This is a genomic window from Pseudomonas parakoreensis, from assembly GCF_021602155.1.
Taxonomy (GTDB): domain Bacteria; phylum Pseudomonadota; class Gammaproteobacteria; order Pseudomonadales; family Pseudomonadaceae; genus Aquipseudomonas; species Aquipseudomonas parakoreensis.
Genome location: NZ_BQHY01000002.1, coordinates 359491 through 380435 on the forward strand (window position 1 = coordinate 359491; position 20945 = coordinate 380435).

Genomic DNA, 20945 nt, shown 5'->3' on the forward strand with positions numbered 1-20945 from the left:
AAGATCAACGCCCACCACCCAGATCAACAAACGTCCCGGTCGCATAAGAAGCCTTGTCCGACAGCAACCAGACAATCGCCTCCGCCACCTCATCCGGCCGCCCGCCCCGAGCCATCGGAATCGCCGACTCAAGCTTGCTGACCCGATCCGGATCACCGCTCAATGCGTGGAAATCGGTGTAGATATAGCCCGGACGCACCGCGTTGACGCGAATGCCCTCGCCCGCCACTTCCTTGGACAGACCGATGGTGAAGGTGTCGAGCGCGCCTTTGGACGCGGCATAGTCGACGTATTCGTTGGGCGAGCCCAGGCGTGCGGCGACCGACGACACGTTGACGATACTGCCGCCCTGGCCGCCGTGTTTGGGCGACATGCGCAGGATCGCGTGCTTGGCGCAGAGGATCGGCGCCAATACGTTGGTTTTCATGATTTTAAGGATGCGGAATTCGGACATTTCATCGACCCGCGACTTGTGCCCGACGGTGCCTGCATTGTTCACCAGTGCGGTGACCCGTCCCAGTTCGGTGTCGACCCGGTGAAACAGTGCGATGACTTCGTCTTCGATGCTGACATCGGCGCGCACCGCAATGGCTTGCGCCCCCAGCGCCCGCACTTGCTCCAGCACGCTTTGTGCGGCCTGTTCATCCGACTGATAGTTGATGCAGATCCGATAGCCCTGCCCGGCAGCCAACAACGCCGTAGCGGCGCCGATTCCGCGGCCGCCACCGGTGATTACCATGACTTTATCCATGCTGGCCCTTCCCCCAATGCACACGTAACAGTCGGGGTGAAGAATAACCGTCATTGGGCGGTTTTGCATGGGCTCTGTCCAAGACAAAACCCTGCATGAGACTGAGATGTTTTTTGTGGCGAGGGAGCTTGCTCCCTCGCCACCGTTTGCAGTCAGACAGCCGCCTGAGCCTTTCCACGGGTGAGGTTCTGCATGAACGCGTCCGCCGGCATCGGATGCCCCAACAGATAGCCCTGCAACGAATCACAGCCCAACTGCGTGAGGAAGTCCTGCTGTACGCCAGTCTCCACGCCCTCGGCAACAATGCGCAAACCGAGCGCCTGGCCCAGCGCCACAATCGCCGAGACGATGGCCGCGTCATCGCTGTCGTGCTCCAGATCGCGGACAAACCCTCGGTCGATCTTCAGCTCGTTGGCCGGCAAGCGCTTGAGGTACATCAGGCTCGAATAACCGGTGCCGAAGTCGTCGATCGACAGGTCGACGCCCATGTCCGACAACTCCTGCAACACCGTCATGCTGGCATCAGCGTCACTCATGGCCGTGGTTTCAGTGATTTCCAGCGTCAGGCTGTTGGCCGGCAAATGATGCGTGGCCAGCGCCCGGGCCACACTCTGTACCAGTCCCGCGTGGCAGAACTGTAACGCCGAGAGGTTCACTGCAATGCGCCAGTCGGTGTAACCGAGCACATACCATTCGCGCATCTGCCGGCAGGCCTCGTTGAGTACCCAGTCGCCGATGGCGATGATCAGGCCGGTCTTCTCCGCCAGATCGATGAACTTGTCCGGCAGCAACATGCCCTGGGTCGGATGCCGCCAGCGCAGCAACGCTTCGGCCCCCACCGGACGACCGCTGGCAGCGTCGAATTTGGGTTGAAAATACAGGCTGAACTGCCGGTGCTCCAGCGCGGCGCGCAGATCTTGCAGCAACTGCAGCTGCTTGCGTGCGTTGCTGTTCATCGAGGCATCGAAGAAGCTGTAGCCGTTTTTACCGCCGCCCTTGGCGTGATACATCGCCGCATCGGCGTTCATCAGCAGTTCCTGAGCGCTCTGGCCATTCCCCGGGTACAGGGCAATGCCGACGCTGGCGGAAATCTGCAACTCATGCTCGGCCACGCGGAATGACTGGCCGATCAGGCCGACCTGACGCGCTGCCAGGCTCAGGGCATCGTTGGGCTCGGTCAGACGCACCAGCAGCACGAACTCGTCGCCGCCAATTCGCGCCAGCGTGTCCTGACTGCGCAAATCTTCGCGCAGGCGCACACCGACTTCGCGCAGCAACTGGTCGCCCATGTGGTGGCCGAAGGCATCGTTGACCGGTTTGAAACCGTCCAGATCAATGAACATCAGCGCAAAACAGCCGCCCTGCTCCTCGACCTTCTTCATCGCCTGATTGATCCGGTCGTCCAGCAGCATGCGGTTCGGCAGACCTGTGAGGGTATCGTGCAACGCCAGTTGCGTCAGTTCACGGTTGGCCAGGGTCAGCGAATGCGCCAGATCGGCAGTGCGTGCTTCGAGGCGAGCATCGAGAATCGAGGTCAGCAGGGCGATCGACAGCACCGCCAGCGTGGTGATCAGCACCAGATTGTCGAGGCCGTTACCCTTGAGACCGTCGAGCGTCGCGCCGCAGAAACTGCCATCAGGAAACTGCGCGGCGGCCATGCCCGTGTAGTGCATGCCGACAATCGCGATGCCCATGATCACCGCCGCACCGCCGCGAATCAGGCGCACATAAGGCGAGTGCTGGCGCAGGCGAAAGGCGATCCATAACGCCGCCGCCGATGCACCGACCGCAATCAGCAATGAGGCGCCGAACAGGGTCGGGTCGTAATCGATGCCCGGCGTCATGCGCAGTGCCGCCATGCCGGTGTAATGCATGGCGCTGATGCCGGCGCCCATGACCAAGGCGCCGAAACCCAACTGCAGAATCGGCAGTTTCGGCTGGCTGACCAGCCACAGGGCAAACCCGCACGACAGAACGGCAATCAGCAGCGACAGCGCGGTCACCGGAATGTCGTAGCCCAGTTCGATCGGCAACTTGAAGGCCAGCATGCCGATGAAATGCATCGACCAGACGCCAACCCCCATTGCCAGTGCGCCACCCGCCGTCCAGAAATGCACCGCGCGCCCACGGGCACTGGCAATGCGCCCGGTCAGGTCGAGCGCGGTGTAGGACGCGAGGATCGCCACACACAAAGAAATGAAAACCAGGGTGAAGGAATAATTACCGATGAGCATGAAGATTCTCGCGACCACCCGCGCCGTACTGCGTCCATTCTCGGCCGGGCAAATGCGGCGATTGTACTGATTGCGCGGAAGAACGCACTGACAAAGTAATCATTTTGCCATCAACCCGATGAAACGCTTGTTTGAGGGTTTTGCGAGGCTCTGGAGCAACCATCACAACCTGTAGGAGCTGCGGCACGCTGCGATCTTTTGACCTTGTTTTTCAAGATCAAAAGATCGCAGCGTGCCGCAGCTCCTACACGATTTATTCGGTGGCCAGTTGACCGTCCCAGCCGCCACCCAGCGCTGCAATCAATTGCACGCTGGCAATCAGGCGATTCTGCAGGATATTGAGCACAGTGCGCTCGTTGCTCAGCGCCGTGGCTTGCACCACAACCACATCGATGTAGGCGATCAGCCCGGCCTTGTACTGGTTCTGGGTCAGACGCAGCGAGTCGCGCGCCGCATCCAGTGCTTCCTGACGCACCGCAGCCTCGTCTTCATATACCTTCAATTGCACCAGATAGTTTTCCACTTCGCGGAAACCATCGAGCACCGTCTGGCGGTACTTGGCGACGGTCTGGTCGTACACCGCCTCGGTACGGTCAACCTCGGCCGAACGGATGCCACCGTCGAAGATCGGCAAGTCCAGCTTCGGCCCGACCGACCAGAAACGGTTGGGTATGGTCAAAAGATTTTTCGAAGTACTGCTGCTGTAGCCGCCGCTCATGCTCAACGTCAGATCCGGGTAATAGGCGGCTTTGGCCACACCGATATTGGCGTTGGCAGCGATCACCGAGCGCTCCGCCGAGGCAATGTCCGGGCGCCGTTCCAGCAACTGCGACGGCAGGCTCAGAGGAATTTGCGGCAGGTTCGGGATGTTCTGGGTCTCGGCGATGCTGAACTCGGCCGGCGCCTGGCCGGTGAGCACGGCGATTGCATTTTCGAATTGCGCACGTTGCCAGATCAGGTCCACCAGATCGGCCTGGGTGGTTTTCAACTGGGTCTGTGCCTGCGCCACCGCATCGCGCCCGGAGATCCCGGCGCGGTACTGGTTCTGAGTCATTTGCAGGGATTTCTCGTAGGCCGCGACTGTGGCCTCAAGCAAGCGTTTCTGCTGATCGATCACCCGCAGTTGCAGGTAGTTCTGCACCAGTTCCGACTGCTGGCTCAGACGCATCGCGGCCAGATCGGCGAAGCTCGCCTGGGCGCTGGCCTCGTTGGCCTCCAGGCCTCGGCGCAATTTGCCCCAGATATCCGCTTCCCAACTCACGCCCAACTGCGCGTTGTAGGTATCGCGAATCCCGCTGGAAGAACTGCTCAGGCTCGAACTGCTGCTGCCGGTGCCCTGACTGGAGCGGGTCTTGCCCACGCTCAGGTCGACATTGGGGTAAAACGCCCCACGGGCACTGCGCACCAAGGCCTGGGCCTGACGGTACTGCGCTTCGGATTGCGCCACGGTCTGGTTGGAGCTGTTGAGTTTCTCGATCAGGCCATTGAGCTGCTGATCGCCATACAACTCCCACCAGGCACCGCGCGCCAGCGCGTCACTCGGATTGGCCTGGCGCCAGCCCTCGGCCTCTTTGTACTGTGCAACCTCGGCAGTCTGCGGGCGCTGATAGTCCGGGCCGACGGCGCAGGCACTGAGCATCGCCACGCACAGCGACAGGCTCAACAGGCGCGAACCGCGCGCAGTGGCCAGATTGAGTAGCGAACGGTCGGTCATAGCGGAGTTTCCAGAGCAGCGTCAGTACGCACGCCACGCCACTTGTTGAAGCGGTGGCGCAGCTTGTCGAGATAGAGGTAAACCACAGGCGTGGTGTAAAGGGTCAGGACCTGACTGAAGATCAGGCCGCCGATGATGGTCAGGCCCAGGGGCTGGCGCATTTCCGCGCCTTCCGCACGGCTGAGCAACAGCGGCAAGGCACCGAGAATGGCCGCCAGGGTGGTCATCAGAATCGGCCGCAGCCGTTGCAGGCAGGCGCTGCGGATCGACTCCAGCGGCGACAGGCCCTGATGGCGCTCCAGTTGCAACGCCAGGTCGATCATCAGAATGGCGTTTTTCTTCACCACCCCGATCAGCAGGAACAGTCCGAGCAGCGAAATCAGACTGAATTCGCCGCCCAGCGCGTAGATCGAGAGCAATGCGCCGACCCCGGCCGAGGGCAAGGTCGAGAGGATCGTCAGCGGGTGAATGTAGCTTTCATACAGCACACCGAGCACCAGATACACCGCGAGCAATGCACCGAGGATCATGAACGGCTGGCTCTTCTGCGTCGCGGCAAAGGCATCGGCGGTGCCGGCCATTTTCGCGATCACGTCTTCCGGCAGACCGACCTTGGCAATCGCCCGCTCGATGGCGGCACTGCCCTGCTCCACAGTCACGCCTTCGGCCATGTCGAAGGCGATGCTTTCGGACGCAAACTGGCCTTCGTGGCTGACGCGGTCGTCTTCCAGGCTGTTTTCGTAATGGGCAATGGTCGACAACGGAATCCGCGCACCGTCAGCGGTAATCACCTGCACCTGATTGAGGGTCACCGGATCCTGCGCGTACTTCTGATTGACCTCCATCACCACCTGATACTGGTTGAGGCTGTCGTAGATCGTCGAAATCTGCCGCTGGCTGTAGGCGTTGTTCAGCACCGCCGTGACCATGTTCATGTCGACCCCGAGGCGCTTGGCCTGATCGCGGTCGACGATCAGCGTCACCTGCTGCGCACCGCGTCCTTCGCGGGCATCAATCGCAGTCAGCTCCGGCAGTGCGCGCAGCGCAGTCACCACTTTCGGGTACCACTCGCGCAGGGCGCCCAGGTCCCCGCTTTGCAGGATATAGCTGTATTGCGAGGTGGTCTGTTCGCGACCGCCGCCGAACTGCAGGTCCTGATCCGCCATCAGCATCAACTGGGCCCCGGGGACCTTGGGCATCTCCTTGCGCAGGCGTTCGATGACTTTCTGCGCCGACAGGTTGCGTTCCTTGATCGGTTTCAGGCGCACCAGCATGAACGCGTTGTTGGTGCCGTTGGTGCCACCGATGAACCCGGCCACGCTCTCCACCGCTTCGTCCTTGAGTACGGCGCGGCGGAAGGTTTCCATTTTCGGCTGCATCACGCTGAACGACAGACCGTCGTCACCCCGCACGAAACCGATCAACTGGCCGGTGTCCTGCTGCGGCATGAACGTCTTCGGCACCACCACGTACAGCGCGACGTTGACCCCGACCGTGATGATGAGGCTGAGCAAGGTCAGACGCCGATGGCGCAACACCCAGTCGAGGCTGGTCGCATATTTGCCGACCATCCAGTCGTTGGTCTTGCGGCTCCAGCGTTGCAGGCGGTTTTCCTGGCCCGGCGTATGCGGTTTGAGCCAGCGCGCGCAGAGCATCGGCGTCAACGTCAGCGAGACCACCAGCGACACCACGATCGCCGCCGCCAGGGTGATGGAAAACTCGCGGAACAGGCTCTCGACAATGCCGCCCATGAACAGGATCGAGAGGAACACCGCCACCAGCGACACGTTCATCGACAACAAGGTAAAACCGACTTCCTTGGCCCCGAGGTACGCGGCCTTCATCGGTTTGACGCCTTCGTCGATGTGCCGGGAAATGTTTTCCAGCACCACGATGGCATCGTCCACCACCAGCCCGGTGGCCAGAATCAACGCCATCAGCGACAGGTTATTCAGCGAAAAACCGTAGAGGTACATCACCGCGAACGTGCCGACCAGCGACACCGGCACCGCCAGCGTCGGAATCAGCGAGGCGCGGAAGTTACCCAGGAACAGGAACACCACCAGAATCACCAGCGCCACAGCGATCAGCAAGGTCATTTCCGCTTCGTGGAGGGTGGCCTTGATCACCGGCGAGCGGTCCATCGCCAGATTCAGCTTCACGCTGGCCGGCAGCACCGCTTGCAAGGCCGGCAACTGCGCCTTGATCTCGTTGACCGTCTCGATGATGTTGGCGCCGGCCTGGCGGTTGATCACCAGCAACACCGCCGCGTCATCGTTGAAGAAACCGCTGTTGTAACGGTCTTCGACGCCGTCGCTGACCTTGGCCACGTCCTTCAGACGCAGGGCCGCGCCGTCCTTGTAATGGATGATCAGCGACTCGTAATCCTTGGCTTTTTCCAACTGGTCGTTGGCCTGGATCTGCCACAGGCGCTCGCCGTCTTCGACCGAGCCCTTGGGCCGGCGTACGTTGGCCGCGGCGATGGTCTTGCGTACATCGTCGAGCGCCACGCCGTACTGGTTGAGCGCCTGCGGTTCGAGTTCGATACGCACCGCCGGCAGCGAACTGCCACCGATCTGCACCTCACCCACGCCCTGCACCTGGGACAGGCTCTGCGACAGGATGGTCGAGGCCAGGTCATAGAGCTGGCCTTTTTCCAACACGTCCGAGGTCAGCGACAGCACCATGATCGGCGCTTGCGACGGGTTGACCTTCTTGTAGGTCGGCATGCTGCGCATCCCGCTCGGCAACAGGTTGCGCGAAGCGTTGATCGCCGCCTGCACCTCGCGCGCCGCGCCGTTGATGTCGCGGTCGAGGTCAAATTGCAGAATGACCCGGGTCGACCCCTGGCTGGAACGGCTGCTCATGGTGTTGACGCCGGCAATCGCGCCGAACGAGCGTTCCAGCGGCGTCGCCACCGTGGACGCCATCACTTCGGGACTGGCACCGGGCAGACTGGCCTGGACCACGATCACCGGGAAATCCATTTGCGGCAGCGGCGATACTGGCAGCAGGCCGAAACTGACACCGCCCAGCAACATGATCGCCAGGCTCAGGAGCATGGTCGCGACCGGGCGCTTGATAAAAGGACCGGAGAGGTTCATTGACCGCAATCCCCATCAACACACCTACCCACTGTGGGAGCGAGCCTGCTCGCGAAGACGGTCTGACATTCAACCTTGATGGTGACTGATCCAGCGCTTTCGCGAGCAGGCTCGCTCCCACAGTGGATGAGGTGCTGCAACGTCATACCACCACCTCATCACGGTCAGCATTGGTCTTGCCAAAGCGCCGACCGAGGCGGTCGAAATACAGGTAGATCACCGGCGTGGTGAACAGGGTCAGCACCTGACTCACCAGCAGGCCGCCGACCATCACCAGACCCAGCGGCTGACGCAGTTCAGCCCCGGAACCGGTGGCGAGCATCAACGGCACGGCACCGAACAACGCCGCCAGCGTCGTCATCAGAATCGGCCGGAAGCGCAGCAGCGCCGCCTGATAGATCGCCTGTTCCGGCGCCATGCCCTGGGTGCGTTCGGCGTCGAGGGCGAAGTCGATCATCATGATCGCGTTTTTCTTGACGATGCCGATCAATAGGATGATGCCGATGATCGCGATCATGCCCAGGTCATTGCCGCTGAGCAGCAACGCCAGCAAGGCGCCGACCGCCGCCGACGGCAGGGTCGAGAGAATGGTGATCGGGTGAATGTAACTTTCGTACAGCACGCCGAGCACGATGTACATGGTCACCACCGCCGCCAGAATCAGCAGCAAGGTGCTCGACAGCGAAGCCTGGAATGCCTCGGCCGCCCCCTGGAACTGGGTCTGCACGCCAATCGGCATGCCGATGTCCTTCTGTACCTGTTCGATGATGTCCACCGCATGCCCCAGCGCCACGCCGGGCGCCAGGTTGAACGACATCATCACCGCCGGGAACTGGCCGATGTGGGTGATCGCCAGTTGCGCCTGACGCTCTTCGACATGGGCCAGACTCGACAGACGCACCTGTGCACCGTCAGTGGTCTTGACGTGAATCTGGTCCAGCGCCGCCGGCCCGATCTTCTCCCCCGCCTGTGCCTGCAGCACCACGCGGTACTGGCTGGCCTGGGTGTAAATGGTCGAGATCTGCCGCTGCCCGAAGGCGTCATACAGCGCATCGGTGATGTTCTGCACCGAAACGCCGAGGCGCGACGCCGCATCGCGGTCGATCACCAGATAGACCTGCAAGCCTTTGTCCTGCAAGTCGCTGGCAACGTCGGTCAATTCCGGTTGCTGCGCCAAGGCTTCGACCAGACGCCCGCTCCACTGGCTGAGCAATTCGGCGTCCGGTGAGGACATGCTGAACTGGTACTGGGTACGGCTGACCCGATCCTCAATAGTCAAATCCTGCACCGGTTGCATGAACAGACGAATGCCGACCAGTTTGTCCAGTTGCGGCTGCAGACGCGCGATCACCTCGGTGGCGCTCAGGTCACGCTGGCCGTGAGGCTTGAGGTTGATCAGCAGACGACCGCTGTTGAGCGTGGCGTTGTCGCCGTCGACACCGATGTAGGACGACAGACTCTCCACCGCCGGATCTTCAAGAATCACCTTGGCCAGCGCCTGCTGACGCTCGCCCATCGCCGCGAAAGAAATCGACTGCGGTGCTTCGGAAATACCCTGGATCACCCCGGTGTCCTGCACCGGGAAGAAGCCCTTGGGCACCACCATGTACAGGAACACGGTCAGTGCCAGCGTGCCGATGGCCACCAACAGGGTCAGCGGCTGGTGTTTGAGCACCCACTGCAACTTGCGTCCGTAGGCGGCGATCATCCAGTCGATGAAGCCGCCGCTGGCCCGGTAGAAACGGCCCTGCTCGTGGGCTTCCGGCTCTCTTTTGAGCAGGCGTGCACACATCATCGGCGTCAACGTCAGCGAAACCACCAGCGAAATCAGGATCGCCACCGCCAGAGTGATGGCGAACTCGCGGAACAGTCGACCGACCACGTCAGCCATGAACAGCAGCGGAATCAGTACCGCGATCAGCGACAGGGTCAGGGAAATCAGGGTGAAGCCGATCTGTTTCGCGCCTTTGAGCGCCGCCTGCATCGGGCTGTCGCCCTCTTCGATGAAGCGCGCGATGTTTTCCAGCATCACGATCGCATCGTCGACCACGAAACCGGTCGCGATGGTCAGCGCCATCAAGGTCAGGTTGTTGACCGAGAAGCCGGCCAGGTACATCACGCCAAACGTACCGATCAGCGACAGCGGCACCGCCACCGACGGAATGATCGTCGCGCTGGCCCGCCGCAGAAACAGGAACGTCACCATCACCACCAGCGCGATGGCGATCAGCAGTTCGTGCTGCACGTCGGTGACCGAGGCGCGGATGGTCTGGGTGCGGTCGGTGAGCACGGTGACGTCGAGGCCAGCCGGCAGGTTGTCGGTGATGCTGGGCAGCAAGGCCTTGATCCGGTCGACCACCTCGATCACGTTGGCGCCCGGCTGACGCTGGATGTTCAGCAGCACCGCCTGATTCTGGTTGGCCCACGCAGCGAGACGTTCGTTCTCGGCGCCGTCGACGATTTCCGCCACATCCTTCAGGCGCAGCGGCGCGCCATTCTTGTAGGCGAGAATCAGGTTGGCGTAGTCCTTGGGCGACGTCAGCTGGTCGTTGGCATCGAGCATCGAGACCCGGGTCGGGCCGTCGAAGTTACCCTTGGGCTGGTTGACGTTGGACGCACCGATCAGGGTGCGCACGTCTTCCAGATTCAGGCTGTTCGCCGCCAATGCTTCCGGGTTGACCTTGATCCGCACGGCCTGACGCTGACCGCCGGCAATACTGACCATGCCGACGCCACTGATCTGGGCGATCTTCTGCGCCATGCGCGTGTCGACCAGGTCATTGAGCTTGGGCAGCAGCATGGTTTTCGACGTGATCGCCAGGGTCAGCACCGGGGTGTCCGCCGGGTTGACCTTGTTGTACACCGGCGGTGCCGGCAAGTCGGTCGGCAGCAGGTTGGTCGCGGCGTTGATCGCGGCCTGCACCTGCTGTTCGGCAACGTCCATGTTGATGTCGAGGCTGAAACGCAGGGTCAGCACCGACGCGCCGCCGGAACTGGTCGAGGCCATTTGCGTCAGGCCCGGCATCTGCCCGAACTGGCGTTCGAGCGGCGCGGTCACGGCGCTGGTCATCACGTCGGGACTGGCGCCGGGGTACAGGGTCATGACGCGAATGGTCGGGTAATCGACCTGCGGCAACGCCGAGACCGGCAGCAGGCGATAGGCAATCAGGCCGGCCAGCACAATGGCCAGCATGCTCAGGGTGGTAGCTACCGGACGGAGGATGAACAGCCGCGAAATGTTCATGCGCCCTTCTTGGCCTTGTCAGCCGCAGCAGCGTCCGGTGCACTGGCGGCGGGTTTGCCCTGCAGGTGGCCGGTCGGGGTGGTCGGCACGTCATTACTGTCGTTGACCACCTCCACTTCACTGCCTTCCTTCAGGCGGTCGGTACCTTCCAGCACCACTCGGTCGCCCGCCGCGAGGCCTTCGGTGACCACGGTGTTGGTGCCGTCGCTGGCGCCGATCTTCAATTGGCGGATGGTGACTTTCTTGTCGCCGTCCAGCGCGTAGACGAAGGTGCCGTTGGTGCCGAACTGAATCGCGGCCGACGGTGCCAGCACCACGCCTTTGAGGGTGTCGGCCAACAAATGAACGTTGACGAACTGATTGGGGAACAGCGACTGGTCGCGGTTATCGTAACGGGCCTTGAATTTCAGGGTGCCGGTGGCGACGTCGATCTGGTTATCGAGACTTTGCAGCACGCCGCTGGCCTGGATTTTGGTATCGCCGCGATCCCATGCCTCGGCCGGCAGCCTGGCGCCGCTGTGGTAGCGGGCCAATACGGTTTCGAGGCTGTTTTCCGGCAGGGTGAAGACCACGCTGATCGGTTGCGTCTGAGTGATCACTGCAAGGAACGTGGTGTCGTTGGCCGCAACGAGGTTGCCGACGTCGACCTGACGCAGACCGACGCGGCCGGCAATCGGTGCGCGGATCTTGGTGAATTCGAGATTGAGTTTGGCGTCGTTGACCGCCGCCTGGTTGGTCTTGACCGTGCCCAGGTACTGGCCGACCAGCGCCTCGGCGGTGTCCAGGGTTTGCTTGGCGATGCTGTCTTCCTTGTACAGGCCGCGATAACGCTCGACGTCGACCTGCGCATTTTTCAACTGCGCCTGATTCTGCAGCAAGGTGCCTTCAGCCTGGAGCAAGGCGTTCTGGTACGGACGTGGGTCGATCTCTGCCAGCAAGTCGCCGGCCTTGACCATCTGTCCTTCTTCGAAATTGATCTTCACCAGCTCGCCGCCGACCCGGCTGCGCACGTTGATGGTGTTGAGTGCAGTCACCGTGCCCAGTGCCTTGTAATACAGCGGGAAGTCACCGGTGACCGCCGGGGCCACCCGCACCGGAATCGGACCGGCCGCACCGCCGAAGCCTGGCCGCATCATCCCCGAACGCCCGGTATGGCCGGCTGCGGCCTTGTCGGCGCCCTCCTTGTGGGCCGAACCGGCGGGCCAGAATTTCCAGCACAGGACGGCGATGACCAACAGGACGAGCAGGCTGATCAGCCAGCGACGGGCGTTATTAGGGGACGATTGCATGGATTGATTGACCATTGGGCGCGTGGGCTTCTTTTACGGGAGGCTGAACGATAAGCACTGGTGGGATTTAAGCAAAGCAGCTTTACCGGCAATTTACCTTCAACTTACGTTTCAAGGTGTGAGGCAAAACACTGATACACAAATGAAAACGGCCTGGACAGGGCCAGGCCGTTAACAATTGTAAAAGCGCTTACTTGAGTACGGCGAGTGCTGCGTCGTAGTTCGGCTCTTCAGCGATTTCCTTGACCAGCTCGCTGTGCAGCACGTTGTCGTTCTCGTCCAGAACCACTACGGCACGGGCGGTCAAGCCTTTGAGCGGGCCGTCAGCGATGGCTACGCCGTAGTTTTCGATGAACTCGGCACCGCGCAGGGTCGACAGGTTCTGCACGTTTTCCAGGCCTTCGGCGCCGCAGAAACGGGCCTGGGCGAATGGCAGGTCAGCCGAGATGCACAGCACCACGGTGTTGTTCAGTTCGTTGGCCTGAGCGTTGAACTTGCGTACCGAAGTCGCGCAGGTCGGGGTGTCGACGCTTGGGAAGATGTTCAACACTTTGCGCTTGCCGGCGAAGTCTTTCAGGGTGACGTCGGACAGATTGCCGGCAACCAGGGAAAAGGCTGGCGCCTTGGAACCGGCTTGTGGCAACTGGCCGTTGACTTGAACCGGGTTGCCTTTGAGGGTGACTTGAGCCATGACTTTAGTCCTTCTTAACGTGGTGATTGAGCATGCAAGAGGCCGAAGTTAACCACGAAATTGTCCGACGACCTATGCCCTGACTGAAAATTGTCAGGGGCCTGCGCAAAAAATTGTATACAACTGCGAATCATGTGGGAGCGAGCTTGCTCGCGAAAGCAATCTGCCAGTCAACGCTATGCTGAATGTGCCGCCGTCTTCGCGAGCAAGCTCGCTCCCACAGTGATCTTCACGGATCCTGAGTCTGCATCATTTATTCAGAAGTTCTGTCGATTCGTGAGGTGCCCGTTCGACTAAGCAGTGAATCAACCCCATTCCCTGGAGAAACCACCATGCGATTCATGATCCTTGTCAAAGCCAGCGCCGACTCCGAAGCCGGCATCATGCCCAGTGAAGAGCTGATCACTGCCATGGGCAACTTCAACGAAGAACTGGTCAAGGCCGGCGTTCTCATCGACGGCAATGGCCTGCACCCGAGCAGCAAAGGCACCCGCGTGCATTTCTCCGGCGACAAGCGCACCGTCATCGATGGCCCTTTCATCGAGACCAAGGAGCTGGTGGCCGGCTACTGGATCTGGGAAGTGAAGTCCAAGGAAGAGGCTATCGAATGGGTCAAGCGCTGCCCCAATCCCATGCCGGGCGATTCCGATATCGAAATCCGCCAGATCTTCTCCGCCGAGGATTTCGGTGCCGAGTTCACGCCTGAGGCGCGGGCGCAGGAAGAGCGTGTTCGCGAGCTGGCGAAGAAAAATCTGTAATCCTCTTGGCTTCGGCAGCGCCTATAAAGGCCCCAGCTTATCTGGACTTGAGCTTCACATACATCTGACGCATGTCATTGGCCCAGCCATCAATCACAGGTTTAACGTCGGAGGCTTTCATTGCCTGAGTTTCATTTTCCAACGGTTTGCCGGTGCCTTTGCGCACCACCTGCGCCACGACCTTGTTGCTCGCACCGTCGAGGAACACCGCTTCGGTGGCCAGCGTGGTTTCCTGATCACGGATACCGCTGGCAGTGCTGACGGCTGCCGCCACCAGAGCCACCGGGATCACTTCATAAGCGTGCAGGCCTTCGGTCTTGCTGCTCACAGCAGTGATGGCCGCACGCACCACAATCACGCCAGGGCCAGGGCCGTTGGCCAACGGCAGATCCTTGCTGATTTCACGCTTGAGCGCCTGATCGTAATAGGAGGTGATGCCGTTGAGGGTCTGTTGGGAAATCTTTGCGGTCGGTTGCGGCTTTGGATAGAGCTGGGTTGGCTCGATGTACACGCTGGTGAACTTGCTGATATCCACTTTCGGATCAATCCAGCGCATCACCTCGGCACCGGACGGCGACTTGGCCTCCTTGAGCTGGCTGTAGTCCTTGAGAAAGCCGGAATACTCATCGGGAGCGACGGTTTTGCTGGAGCAACCCACCACGCCAAGGGTGGCAATGCAGAGGGTGCCCATCATTACTGCTAGCTTCATGCTGTAACTCCTGTCAGAAGGCCTGAATGTATTGCGTAGGGGGAGTTACAGGTATAGCTAAAACCCAGCCGATTGCGTCGCGAAACCACAAAATTTATAGGAGACCCCGCGCGGCCTGACATACCTCACTTGAGCCACAGTTGCAGATTCCATTTAAGAAATCGAACAAGATGAACATGGGAGATCCGGCGCTGAAGAGAACGGGTCAGGAATGACAAGGCCCGCTCCCACAGGGTCAGTATTGATTTCAAGCGCCGTGTGTCACCAGGAAGACGTCGCCCCGCTCTTCAACGCCATCTCCCGGCGACTGTTGGCGCGCATCGCCTTGATCAGCGACACCGAGCCCACCAGCAGAATCGCTGCGCCAAACAGGAAGTCGATGTTGTACAGCTGGAAGTCCTGCACCGGTCCCACCAGCAGCACGCGCACCACGGCAATCGCCACCAGCGTAGCGAGGAAGTCGATCCCCGGTTCGTCGCGATAGAACACGTGCAGCAGCGGCAGGCACAGCACCAGCAGCAACAACAGCACCACAACCTTGAACGAGCCTTTGCGCTCGACGCTGAACGCGCATTCGTGCGGGCCGTAGGCCTTGTAGTCCTCGTCGCGGATCATCGAGTTTTTCTCGTTGATGTACTCGACGCGGTTGTATTTCTGAATCGGTGTGAAGGTGTTGGACAGGTCCATCAGCGTGGTGATGTTCTTGAAGCGCAGGTCGATGCGCTCGCTGCCCTTGAGGTAATACAGCACCGGTTTGTAGCCGTAACGATAGGTGTCGAACGGAAAGTCGGTGACCTGACCCTGCACGCCGATTGGCCGTGGTTCAAGCTCGGCGTAGGCGCTTTTGGTCGGTGAGGCGAGGTTGCGGTTCAGCGGCTGAACCTTGACCTGTTCGAGGAAGATCGGCGTGACGCCGTACGACCACTGTAACGGTTCGAGGCGCAGACGCAGTTCGTTGCGACCCAGATCGTAGCGGTTAAAGGTGCGTTCGGAGACCACCAGCGAGCCACTGAGCATGAACTCGCCGCGCAGGTTGTTGGTGACGCGCAGGGTCAGTTGATCCTTGCCCAACAGCGCCGCTTCGGTGGACGGCGGCGTGCCGCACCACGCGGTGCTTTCACCGGCGGCGCCCAACTGGCCGTCGCGGTTTTCCTTGAACACATAGAAGTAACTGGCCCACAGCGTCAGCATCAACAGCAACGCCGTGAGGCCCAAAATCTTTTTGCCCGCACTCACTACCCAGACTCCCTTCTTCGTTCCGTCGTCCAGCCGAAAACCCGCTGGCGACGGCGACTCTACCAAAAGGCCAGCATCGACCCAAGGGAAAATCCGGGAATGGTGCGGGGTGTAAGGGTTTCCCCTGTATAGCAGGGGCCGCTAGACAATTGTGGTGAGGGGATTTATCCCCGACCGGCTGCGCAGCGGCCGCAGAACCAGCCAACAGGTTTTAGCTGAAGAAATGCTTCGGCAGATTTTAGGTCTGCTTCGCAGCCCATCGGGGATAAATCCCCTCACCACAAAGTATCTATCAAGCAATGGATATTCAGCGTCTGCGGAACAGCGGGCGCGGCTCGATCACCGAGCGGCCGTACAGCACGCTCATCCCCGCCAGTCCTTTCAGGGCATCTTCGGCCGACTTGTCCTCGCGCACCGCAAAACTGTCGAACCCGCACTGACGCATATGGCTGAGCTGGTCACGCAATACATCGCCAATCGCCCGCAACTCACCGCTCCAGCCAAACCGGCTGCGCAGCAGATAGGCCTGACTGTAGGCGCGACCATCGCGAAAGCTCGGGAAATCCAGGGCAATCAGCGGCAGCGAAGCCAGCCACGGCACCACGCTATCAACGTCGTCGTCCGGCCCCAGCCACACCGCGTGGGTCGACGGCGATTGCAGCCAGTGCGCCAGCGGCAGGATCAGCAATCCTTGCGGCCTGCCCTGCTCCGGCTCGCGGATCAGCGTCCACGGATCATCCTCGACCTGCCGCGCCACACCCTGCTCCAGCCGCAGCAGATTGTTCATGCCGAGACCTCCAGCATTTTCGGGTAGACCCGCTCCTTGAACGGCTCCAGGCCAATGCGCGCCACGGTGTCGACAAACAGTTCCTCGCTTTCGCGGTAACGCACGAAGGTGCCGATGATCCGCTCGATCACCAGCGGCACCTCAGCCGCGCTGAAGGACGGGCCGATGACTTTGCCCAATGCGCTGTGTTTGCCCTGCGCGCCGCCGAGGGTGATCTGGTACCACTCGCTGCCGTTCTTATCGACGCCGAGGATGCCGATATTGCCAATGTGGTGGTGGCCGCAGGCGTTCATGCAGCCGGAGATGTTCAGGCTGATGTCACCCAGATCGTGCAGGTAATCGAGGTTGGCGAAACGCGCCTGAATCGCCTGGGCAATCGGGATCGACTTGGCGTTGGCCAGCGCACAGAAATCCCCACCCGGGCAGGCGATGATGTCGGTCAGCAGGCCGACATTGGCGCTGCCCAGCTTGTGTTCGCAGGCCAGTTGCCAGAGCGCATACAGTTCAGACTTCTGCACATCGGGCAGAACGATATTCTGTTCGTGGGCAATGCGGATCTCGCCGAAGCCGAAACGCTCCGCCCAGTCGGCCACCGCCAGCATCTGCAACCCGGTGACATCCCCCGGGGGCGCACTCAGGCCGGGTTTGGTCGACAGCACTACGCTGGTGTAACCCGCTTTCTTGTGCGGCTGCACATTGCGCGCAACCCAGCGAGCGAACGCCGGGCTTTCGGCCAGACGCGTGCCGAAATCCAGATCGGTATCGGCCAGGGTGTGATAGATCGGCGGCACGAAGGCACTGGCGACTCGCGCATATTCAGCCTCGGTCAACTGCGCCGGGCCGTCCTTGAGGTGTTGCCATTCTTCCTCGACCTCTTTGGCGAACGCCTCGATGCCCAGCGCCTTGACCAGAATCTTGATCCGCGCCTTGTACTTGTTGTCGCGCCGGCCGTGGCGGTTGTAGACCCGCAGGATCGCCTCGACGTAGGACAGCAGATGCTGCCACGGCAAACCTTCGCGGATCTGCACACCGAGAATCGGCGTGCGCCCCAACCCGCCACCGACGATCACACGCAACAGCATTTGCCCGTCGCGCCCCGGATAAAGATAGAGGCCGATGTCATGCATCATGATCGCCGCGCGATCCTGTTTTGCCGAGCAGATGGCGATCTTGAACTTGCGTGGCAGGAAGAGGAATTCCGGGTTGATCGTCGACCATTACCGGAGGATTTCTGCCAGCGGGCGCGGATCGATCAGCTCGTCCGCCGCGACCCCGGCGAAGGCTTCGGTGGTGATGTTGCGCACACAGTTGCCGGAGGTCTGGATCGCATGCATGTTGACCTGCGCCAGACGTTCAAGGATGTCCGGCACCTGCGCCAGTTCGATCCAGTTGAATTGCAGGTTCTGCCGCGTGGTGAAGTGGCCGTAACCGCGATCGTAGTCGGCGGCGATGCTCGCCAGCGTGCGCATCTGCTCGGCACTCAGGGTGCCGTAGGGAATCGCCACCCGCAGCATGTACGCGTGCTTCTGCAGGTAGAGGCCGTTTTGCAGGCGCAGCGGCAAGAACTCCTCTTCGCTCAATTCACCGGCCATGAAGCGCTCGACCTGATCGCGAAACTGCGCAACGCGCTCGAACACCAATGCGCGGTCGTAATCGTCGTATTGATACATGTGCCTGCCCCACCTCATCAATTAATTCTGTGGGAGCGAGCCTGCTCGCGAATGCGGTGTGTCAGGCAACTGCATTGTTGGCTGACACACCGCATTCGCGAGCAGGCTCGCTCCCACAGTTTTCGTAAAGGCACTATGGACGAGCAGCGCAGCACGCAACAGATTCACCTGAAACGATAAAAACCGTATCAGGACGCGGCAGAACGCCGCAGGCAGCACTCCAATCTGATCCGCACAAATGAAATATTCCTGAGCCTGTTTTGTTTCTGGCGGTATTCCTACAGTGCAGCTCGTGCCAGACCAGGGTGGCCTGGCAAGACTTTGCAACCGTGGAAGAACTGACCATGAGCACAGCAACAATCGGACAGGCTTATAACTACAAGGTCGTCCGCCAATTCGTTATCGCGACGGTGTTCTGGGGTGTCGTCGGCATGGCGATGGGGGTATGGATCGCCTCGCAACTGGTGTGGCCGGACATGAACCTCGACCTGCCCTGGACCACCTTCGGCCGCTTGCGGCCATTGCACACCAGCCTGGTGATTTTCGGTTTCGCCGGCAGCGCGCAATTCGCCGCCAGTTACTACGCGGTGCAGCGTACCTGCCAGGTGCGGCTGTATTCGGACAAGCTCGCCGCCTTCACGTTCTGGGGCTGGCAATCGGTGATCGTGATCATGCTGATCACCCTGCCGCTGGGCTACACCACCACCAAGGAATACGCCGAGATCGAATTCTCCGGCGCGGTGTGGATGGCGGTGGTCTGGGTGGCGTATGCCATCGTGTTTTTCACCACCGTGGTGCAGCGCAAGACCAAACACATCTACGTCGGCAACTGGTTTTTCGGCGCGTTCATTCTGGTGATCGCCATGCTGCACGTGGTCAATCACCTGTCGATTCCGGTGGACTGGTTCAAGTCCTATCCGGTGTATTCCGGGGCCACCGATGCCATGGTGCAGTGGTGGTACGGGCATAACGCGGTGGGGTTCTTCCTGACCACCGGCTTCCTCGGAATGATGTATTACTTCGTGCCGAAACAGGTCAATCGCCCGGTGTATTCCTACCGGCTATCGATCGTGCATTTCTGGGCACTGATCACCCTGTACATCTGGGCCGGCCCGCACCACTTGCACTACACCGCGCTGCCGGACTGGGCGCAGTCGCTGGGCATGGCGATGTCGCTGATCCTGCTGGCGCCGAGTTGGGGCGGGATGATCAACGGCATGATGACCCTCTCGGGCGCCTGGCATAAGTTGCGCACCGACCCGATCCTGCGCTTTCTGGTGCTGTCACTGGCGTTCTACGGCATGTCGACGTTCGAAGGCCCGATGATGGCGATCAAGACCGTCAACGCCCTCTCCCACTACACCGACTGGACGATCGGCCACGTTCACGCCGGGGCGCTGGGCTGGGTGGCGATGATCACCTTCGGCGCGACCTACCACATGGTGCCGAAGGTTTTTGGCCGCGAGCAGATGTACAGCACACCGCTGATCAACCTGCACTTCTGGCTGGCGACCATCGGTACGGTGCTGTACATCGCCTCAATGTGGGTCAACGGCATCACTCAGGGCCTGATGTGGCGGGCAGTCAACGAGGACGGCACGCTGACCTACTCGTTTGTCGAGGCGCTGCAGGCCAGTCATCCGGGCTTCATCGTGCGCTTTGCCGGCGGGGTGTTCTTCCTCAGCGGCATGCTGCTGATGGCCTACAACGTCTGGCGCACGGTGCGGGTCGCCGACGTGGCGCTGGCGCGCAGTCAGGCGCAGATTGCCTGAGGCCGGGAGCTGAAGAGAATGGATATTTTCTTGAATGTGCTGGGCGTGGTGTTTCTGTGGCTGGCGGTGGAGTACTGCCTGCGCCACCAGACGGCGGAAAGCCTCGACGATGCGAGCATGGTGCCATTTGCCGATGATCCGGAGGTGGCACGGCGGGTGGAACTGGCGACCGGAAAACCCGTGAAAGCGGTGGCGCCGGAAGAGGCGAAACCGGGCTGGATCAACCTCGACATGTAATCCCCGCCCCGTGTAGGAGCTGCCGAAGGCTGCGATCTTTTGATTTTGATTTTCTAAAAACAAGATCAAAAGATCGCAGCCTTCGGCAGCTCCTACAGGGTTTGTGGCGGGTCAGGCGCGATCGCGGGGAATCAGGCTCTGCAACTGCTGCGCGAGAAAGTCTGCATCAAACACAAAGGTGTCCGGATCCTTCAGGCCATTGGTCTTGCGCCACTGCCACTCGCCGCTCGGTAATCCCACCAGCGAAATGCTGCCATAGCGCGCCGCCGTCAGGCCCATCACCGCCAGAGAAATCTGCCCAGCGCTGCCCATCACGTCCGGCACGAATTCCACCATTTTGCCGGCAATCACGATGCTCAGTTTCTCGGTCTTGAAGGTCGAGGTTTCTACCGGCGTGCTCGGCCCGAATGCGACGTAAGCTTCGCGGCTCACCTCCAGCAGGCTCGGTGCCTGCACCGGTTCCAGCCATTGCTGGATCTGGCCGAACAGTTCGGTGATGCGGCAGGCCCACGCCTGCGACTGGGTTTCGAATAATTGCTTCTTGTGCGCTTCACTCTCGGCATAGTGACGAAGCATTTCGCCCAGTTGTTGTACGTCGTTCATCGGTACGTTCCTCGGGGAGAGCCTGCGAGAGTCGATAGTGACAGATCGAGGCGCCGGCGTACGTTTAACCTCGAACGCCGACACCGTGACACTTGGCAAATGGATCAACGGTACAGTTGCTTTGTACTGGCATCCGTCGTGCAACC

14 protein-coding genes and 1 pseudogene are annotated in these 20945 nt (G+C 60.9%); 3 read left to right on the forward strand and 12 right to left on the reverse strand.

The genetic code is table 11. The features are described 5' to 3' along the window. Window positions 1-4: 4 nt before the first annotated feature. The 7 genes from L6D63_RS04090 to tpx form a co-directional block, all read right to left on the reverse strand. The gene (locus L6D63_RS04090) at window positions 5-751 is read right to left on the reverse strand and encodes an SDR family oxidoreductase (protein WP_047294160.1); all 747 of its coding nucleotides are present in this window, start codon (window positions 749-751) and stop codon (window positions 5-7) included. A gap of 152 nt (window positions 752-903) precedes the next feature. After that, window positions 904-2985 carry a putative bifunctional diguanylate cyclase/phosphodiesterase gene (locus tag L6D63_RS04095; RefSeq protein ID WP_131670348.1) on the reverse strand — a complete coding sequence of 694 codons (2082 nt, stop codon included), beginning with the start codon at window positions 2983-2985 and terminating at the stop codon, window positions 904-906. A 253-nt stretch (window positions 2986-3238) separates the two neighbouring features. Continuing rightward, complete coding sequence (locus L6D63_RS04100) at window positions 3239-4699, reverse strand: efflux transporter outer membrane subunit (RefSeq protein WP_131670347.1); 1461 nt, start codon at window positions 4697-4699, stop codon at window positions 3239-3241. After that, window positions 4696-7803, reverse strand: a complete 3108-nt coding sequence (locus tag L6D63_RS04105; protein ID WP_131670346.1) for an efflux RND transporter permease subunit — start codon at window positions 7801-7803, stop codon at window positions 4696-4698. Before L6D63_RS04105 ends, L6D63_RS04100 begins: the two co-directional genes overlap by 4 nt. A gap of 142 nt (window positions 7804-7945) precedes the next feature. Then, on the reverse strand, window positions 7946-11047 hold the full coding sequence (locus L6D63_RS04110) for an MdtB/MuxB family multidrug efflux RND transporter permease subunit (protein WP_041066988.1): 3102 nt from the start codon (window positions 11045-11047) through the stop codon (window positions 7946-7948). Beyond that, the gene (locus L6D63_RS04115; protein WP_047294150.1) at window positions 11044-12351 is read right to left on the reverse strand and encodes an MdtA/MuxA family multidrug efflux RND transporter periplasmic adaptor subunit; all 1308 of its coding nucleotides are present in this window, start codon (window positions 12349-12351) and stop codon (window positions 11044-11046) included. Before L6D63_RS04115 ends, L6D63_RS04110 begins: the two co-directional genes overlap by 4 nt. 175 nt (window positions 12352-12526) lie before the next feature. After that, window positions 12527-13027 (reverse strand): thiol peroxidase, encoded by a 501-nt coding sequence (gene tpx, locus L6D63_RS04120; protein WP_041066982.1) that lies wholly within the window; start codon window positions 13025-13027, stop codon window positions 12527-12529. 332 nt (window positions 13028-13359) lie between these two features. On the opposite strand from tpx, the gene L6D63_RS04125 reads away from it, so the two are divergent. Beyond that, window positions 13360-13785, forward strand: a complete 426-nt coding sequence (locus L6D63_RS04125) for a YciI family protein (protein ID WP_041066976.1) — start codon at window positions 13360-13362, stop codon at window positions 13783-13785. Window positions 13786-13822: 37 nt separating this feature from the next. Here L6D63_RS04125 and L6D63_RS04130 read toward each other — a convergent pair whose 3' ends face one another. From L6D63_RS04130 to L6D63_RS04145, 4 genes and pseudogenes are all read right to left on the reverse strand, one after another. After that, window positions 13823-14494 carry a DUF3313 domain-containing protein gene (locus tag L6D63_RS04130; RefSeq protein ID WP_047294146.1) on the reverse strand — a complete coding sequence of 224 codons (672 nt, stop codon included), beginning with the start codon at window positions 14492-14494 and terminating at the stop codon, window positions 13823-13825. Between the two features lie 261 nt (window positions 14495-14755). Further along, a complete protein-coding gene (locus tag L6D63_RS04135) occupies window positions 14756-15730 on the reverse strand; it encodes a hypothetical protein (RefSeq protein ID WP_131670345.1) in 975 nt (324 codons plus the stop codon). A gap of 307 nt (window positions 15731-16037) precedes the next feature. Continuing rightward, window positions 16038-16517, reverse strand: coding sequence for a DUF934 domain-containing protein (locus L6D63_RS04140; protein ID WP_047294142.1), 480 nt, complete (start codon window positions 16515-16517; stop codon window positions 16038-16040). Beyond that, window positions 16514-18187, reverse strand: a pseudogene (locus L6D63_RS04145) (nitrite/sulfite reductase). Before L6D63_RS04145 ends, L6D63_RS04140 begins: the two are co-directional and overlap by 4 nt. A gap of 344 nt (window positions 18188-18531) precedes the next feature. On the opposite strand from L6D63_RS04145, the gene ccoN reads away from it, so the two are divergent. Then, on the forward strand, window positions 18532-19959 hold the full coding sequence (gene ccoN, locus L6D63_RS04150; RefSeq protein WP_131670344.1) for a cytochrome-c oxidase, cbb3-type subunit I: 1428 nt from the start codon (window positions 18532-18534) through the stop codon (window positions 19957-19959). 18 nt (window positions 19960-19977) lie between these two features. Next, a complete protein-coding gene (locus L6D63_RS04155; RefSeq protein ID WP_047294138.1) occupies window positions 19978-20196 on the forward strand; it encodes a hypothetical protein in 219 nt (72 codons plus the stop codon). 111 nt (window positions 20197-20307) lie between these two features. Here the strand turns inward: L6D63_RS04155 and L6D63_RS04160 are convergent, their stop codons facing one another. Next, entirely contained in the window at window positions 20308-20799 is a 492-nt protein-coding gene (locus L6D63_RS04160) for a hypothetical protein (protein ID WP_131670343.1), read from the reverse strand. Between the last annotated feature and the right edge of the window lie 146 nt (window positions 20800-20945).

Coding starts and splice junctions, on each gene's coding strand:
- L6D63_RS04125 (WP_041066976.1), top strand. CDS start 13,360: ATGCGATTCATGATCCTTGTCAAAGCCAGCGCCGACTCCGAAGCCGGC.
- L6D63_RS04130 (WP_047294146.1), bottom strand. CDS start 14,494: ATGAAGCTAGCAGTAATGATGGGCACCCTCTGCATTGCCACCCTTGGC.
- ccoN (WP_131670344.1), top strand. CDS start 18,532: ATGAGCACAGCAACAATCGGACAGGCTTATAACTACAAGGTCGTCCGC.
- L6D63_RS04115 (WP_047294150.1), bottom strand. CDS start 12,351: ATGGTCAATCAATCCATGCAATCGTCCCCTAATAACGCCCGTCGCTGG.
- L6D63_RS04160 (WP_131670343.1), bottom strand. CDS start 20,799: ATGAACGACGTACAACAACTGGGCGAAATGCTTCGTCACTATGCCGAG.
- L6D63_RS04095 (WP_131670348.1), bottom strand. CDS start 2,985: ATGCTCATCGGTAATTATTCCTTCACCCTGGTTTTCATTTCTTTGTGT.
- L6D63_RS04100 (WP_131670347.1), bottom strand. CDS start 4,699: ATGACCGACCGTTCGCTACTCAATCTGGCCACTGCGCGCGGTTCGCGC.
- L6D63_RS04155 (WP_047294138.1), top strand. CDS start 19,978: ATGGATATTTTCTTGAATGTGCTGGGCGTGGTGTTTCTGTGGCTGGCG.
- L6D63_RS04110 (WP_041066988.1), bottom strand. CDS start 11,047: ATGAACATTTCGCGGCTGTTCATCCTCCGTCCGGTAGCTACCACCCTG.
- tpx (WP_041066982.1), bottom strand. CDS start 13,027: ATGGCTCAAGTCACCCTCAAAGGCAACCCGGTTCAAGTCAACGGCCAG.
- L6D63_RS04140 (WP_047294142.1), bottom strand. CDS start 16,517: ATGAACAATCTGCTGCGGCTGGAGCAGGGTGTGGCGCGGCAGGTCGAG.
- L6D63_RS04090 (WP_047294160.1), bottom strand. CDS start 751: ATGGATAAAGTCATGGTAATCACCGGTGGCGGCCGCGGAATCGGCGCC.
- L6D63_RS04105 (WP_131670346.1), bottom strand. CDS start 7,803: ATGAACCTCTCCGGTCCTTTTATCAAGCGCCCGGTCGCGACCATGCTC.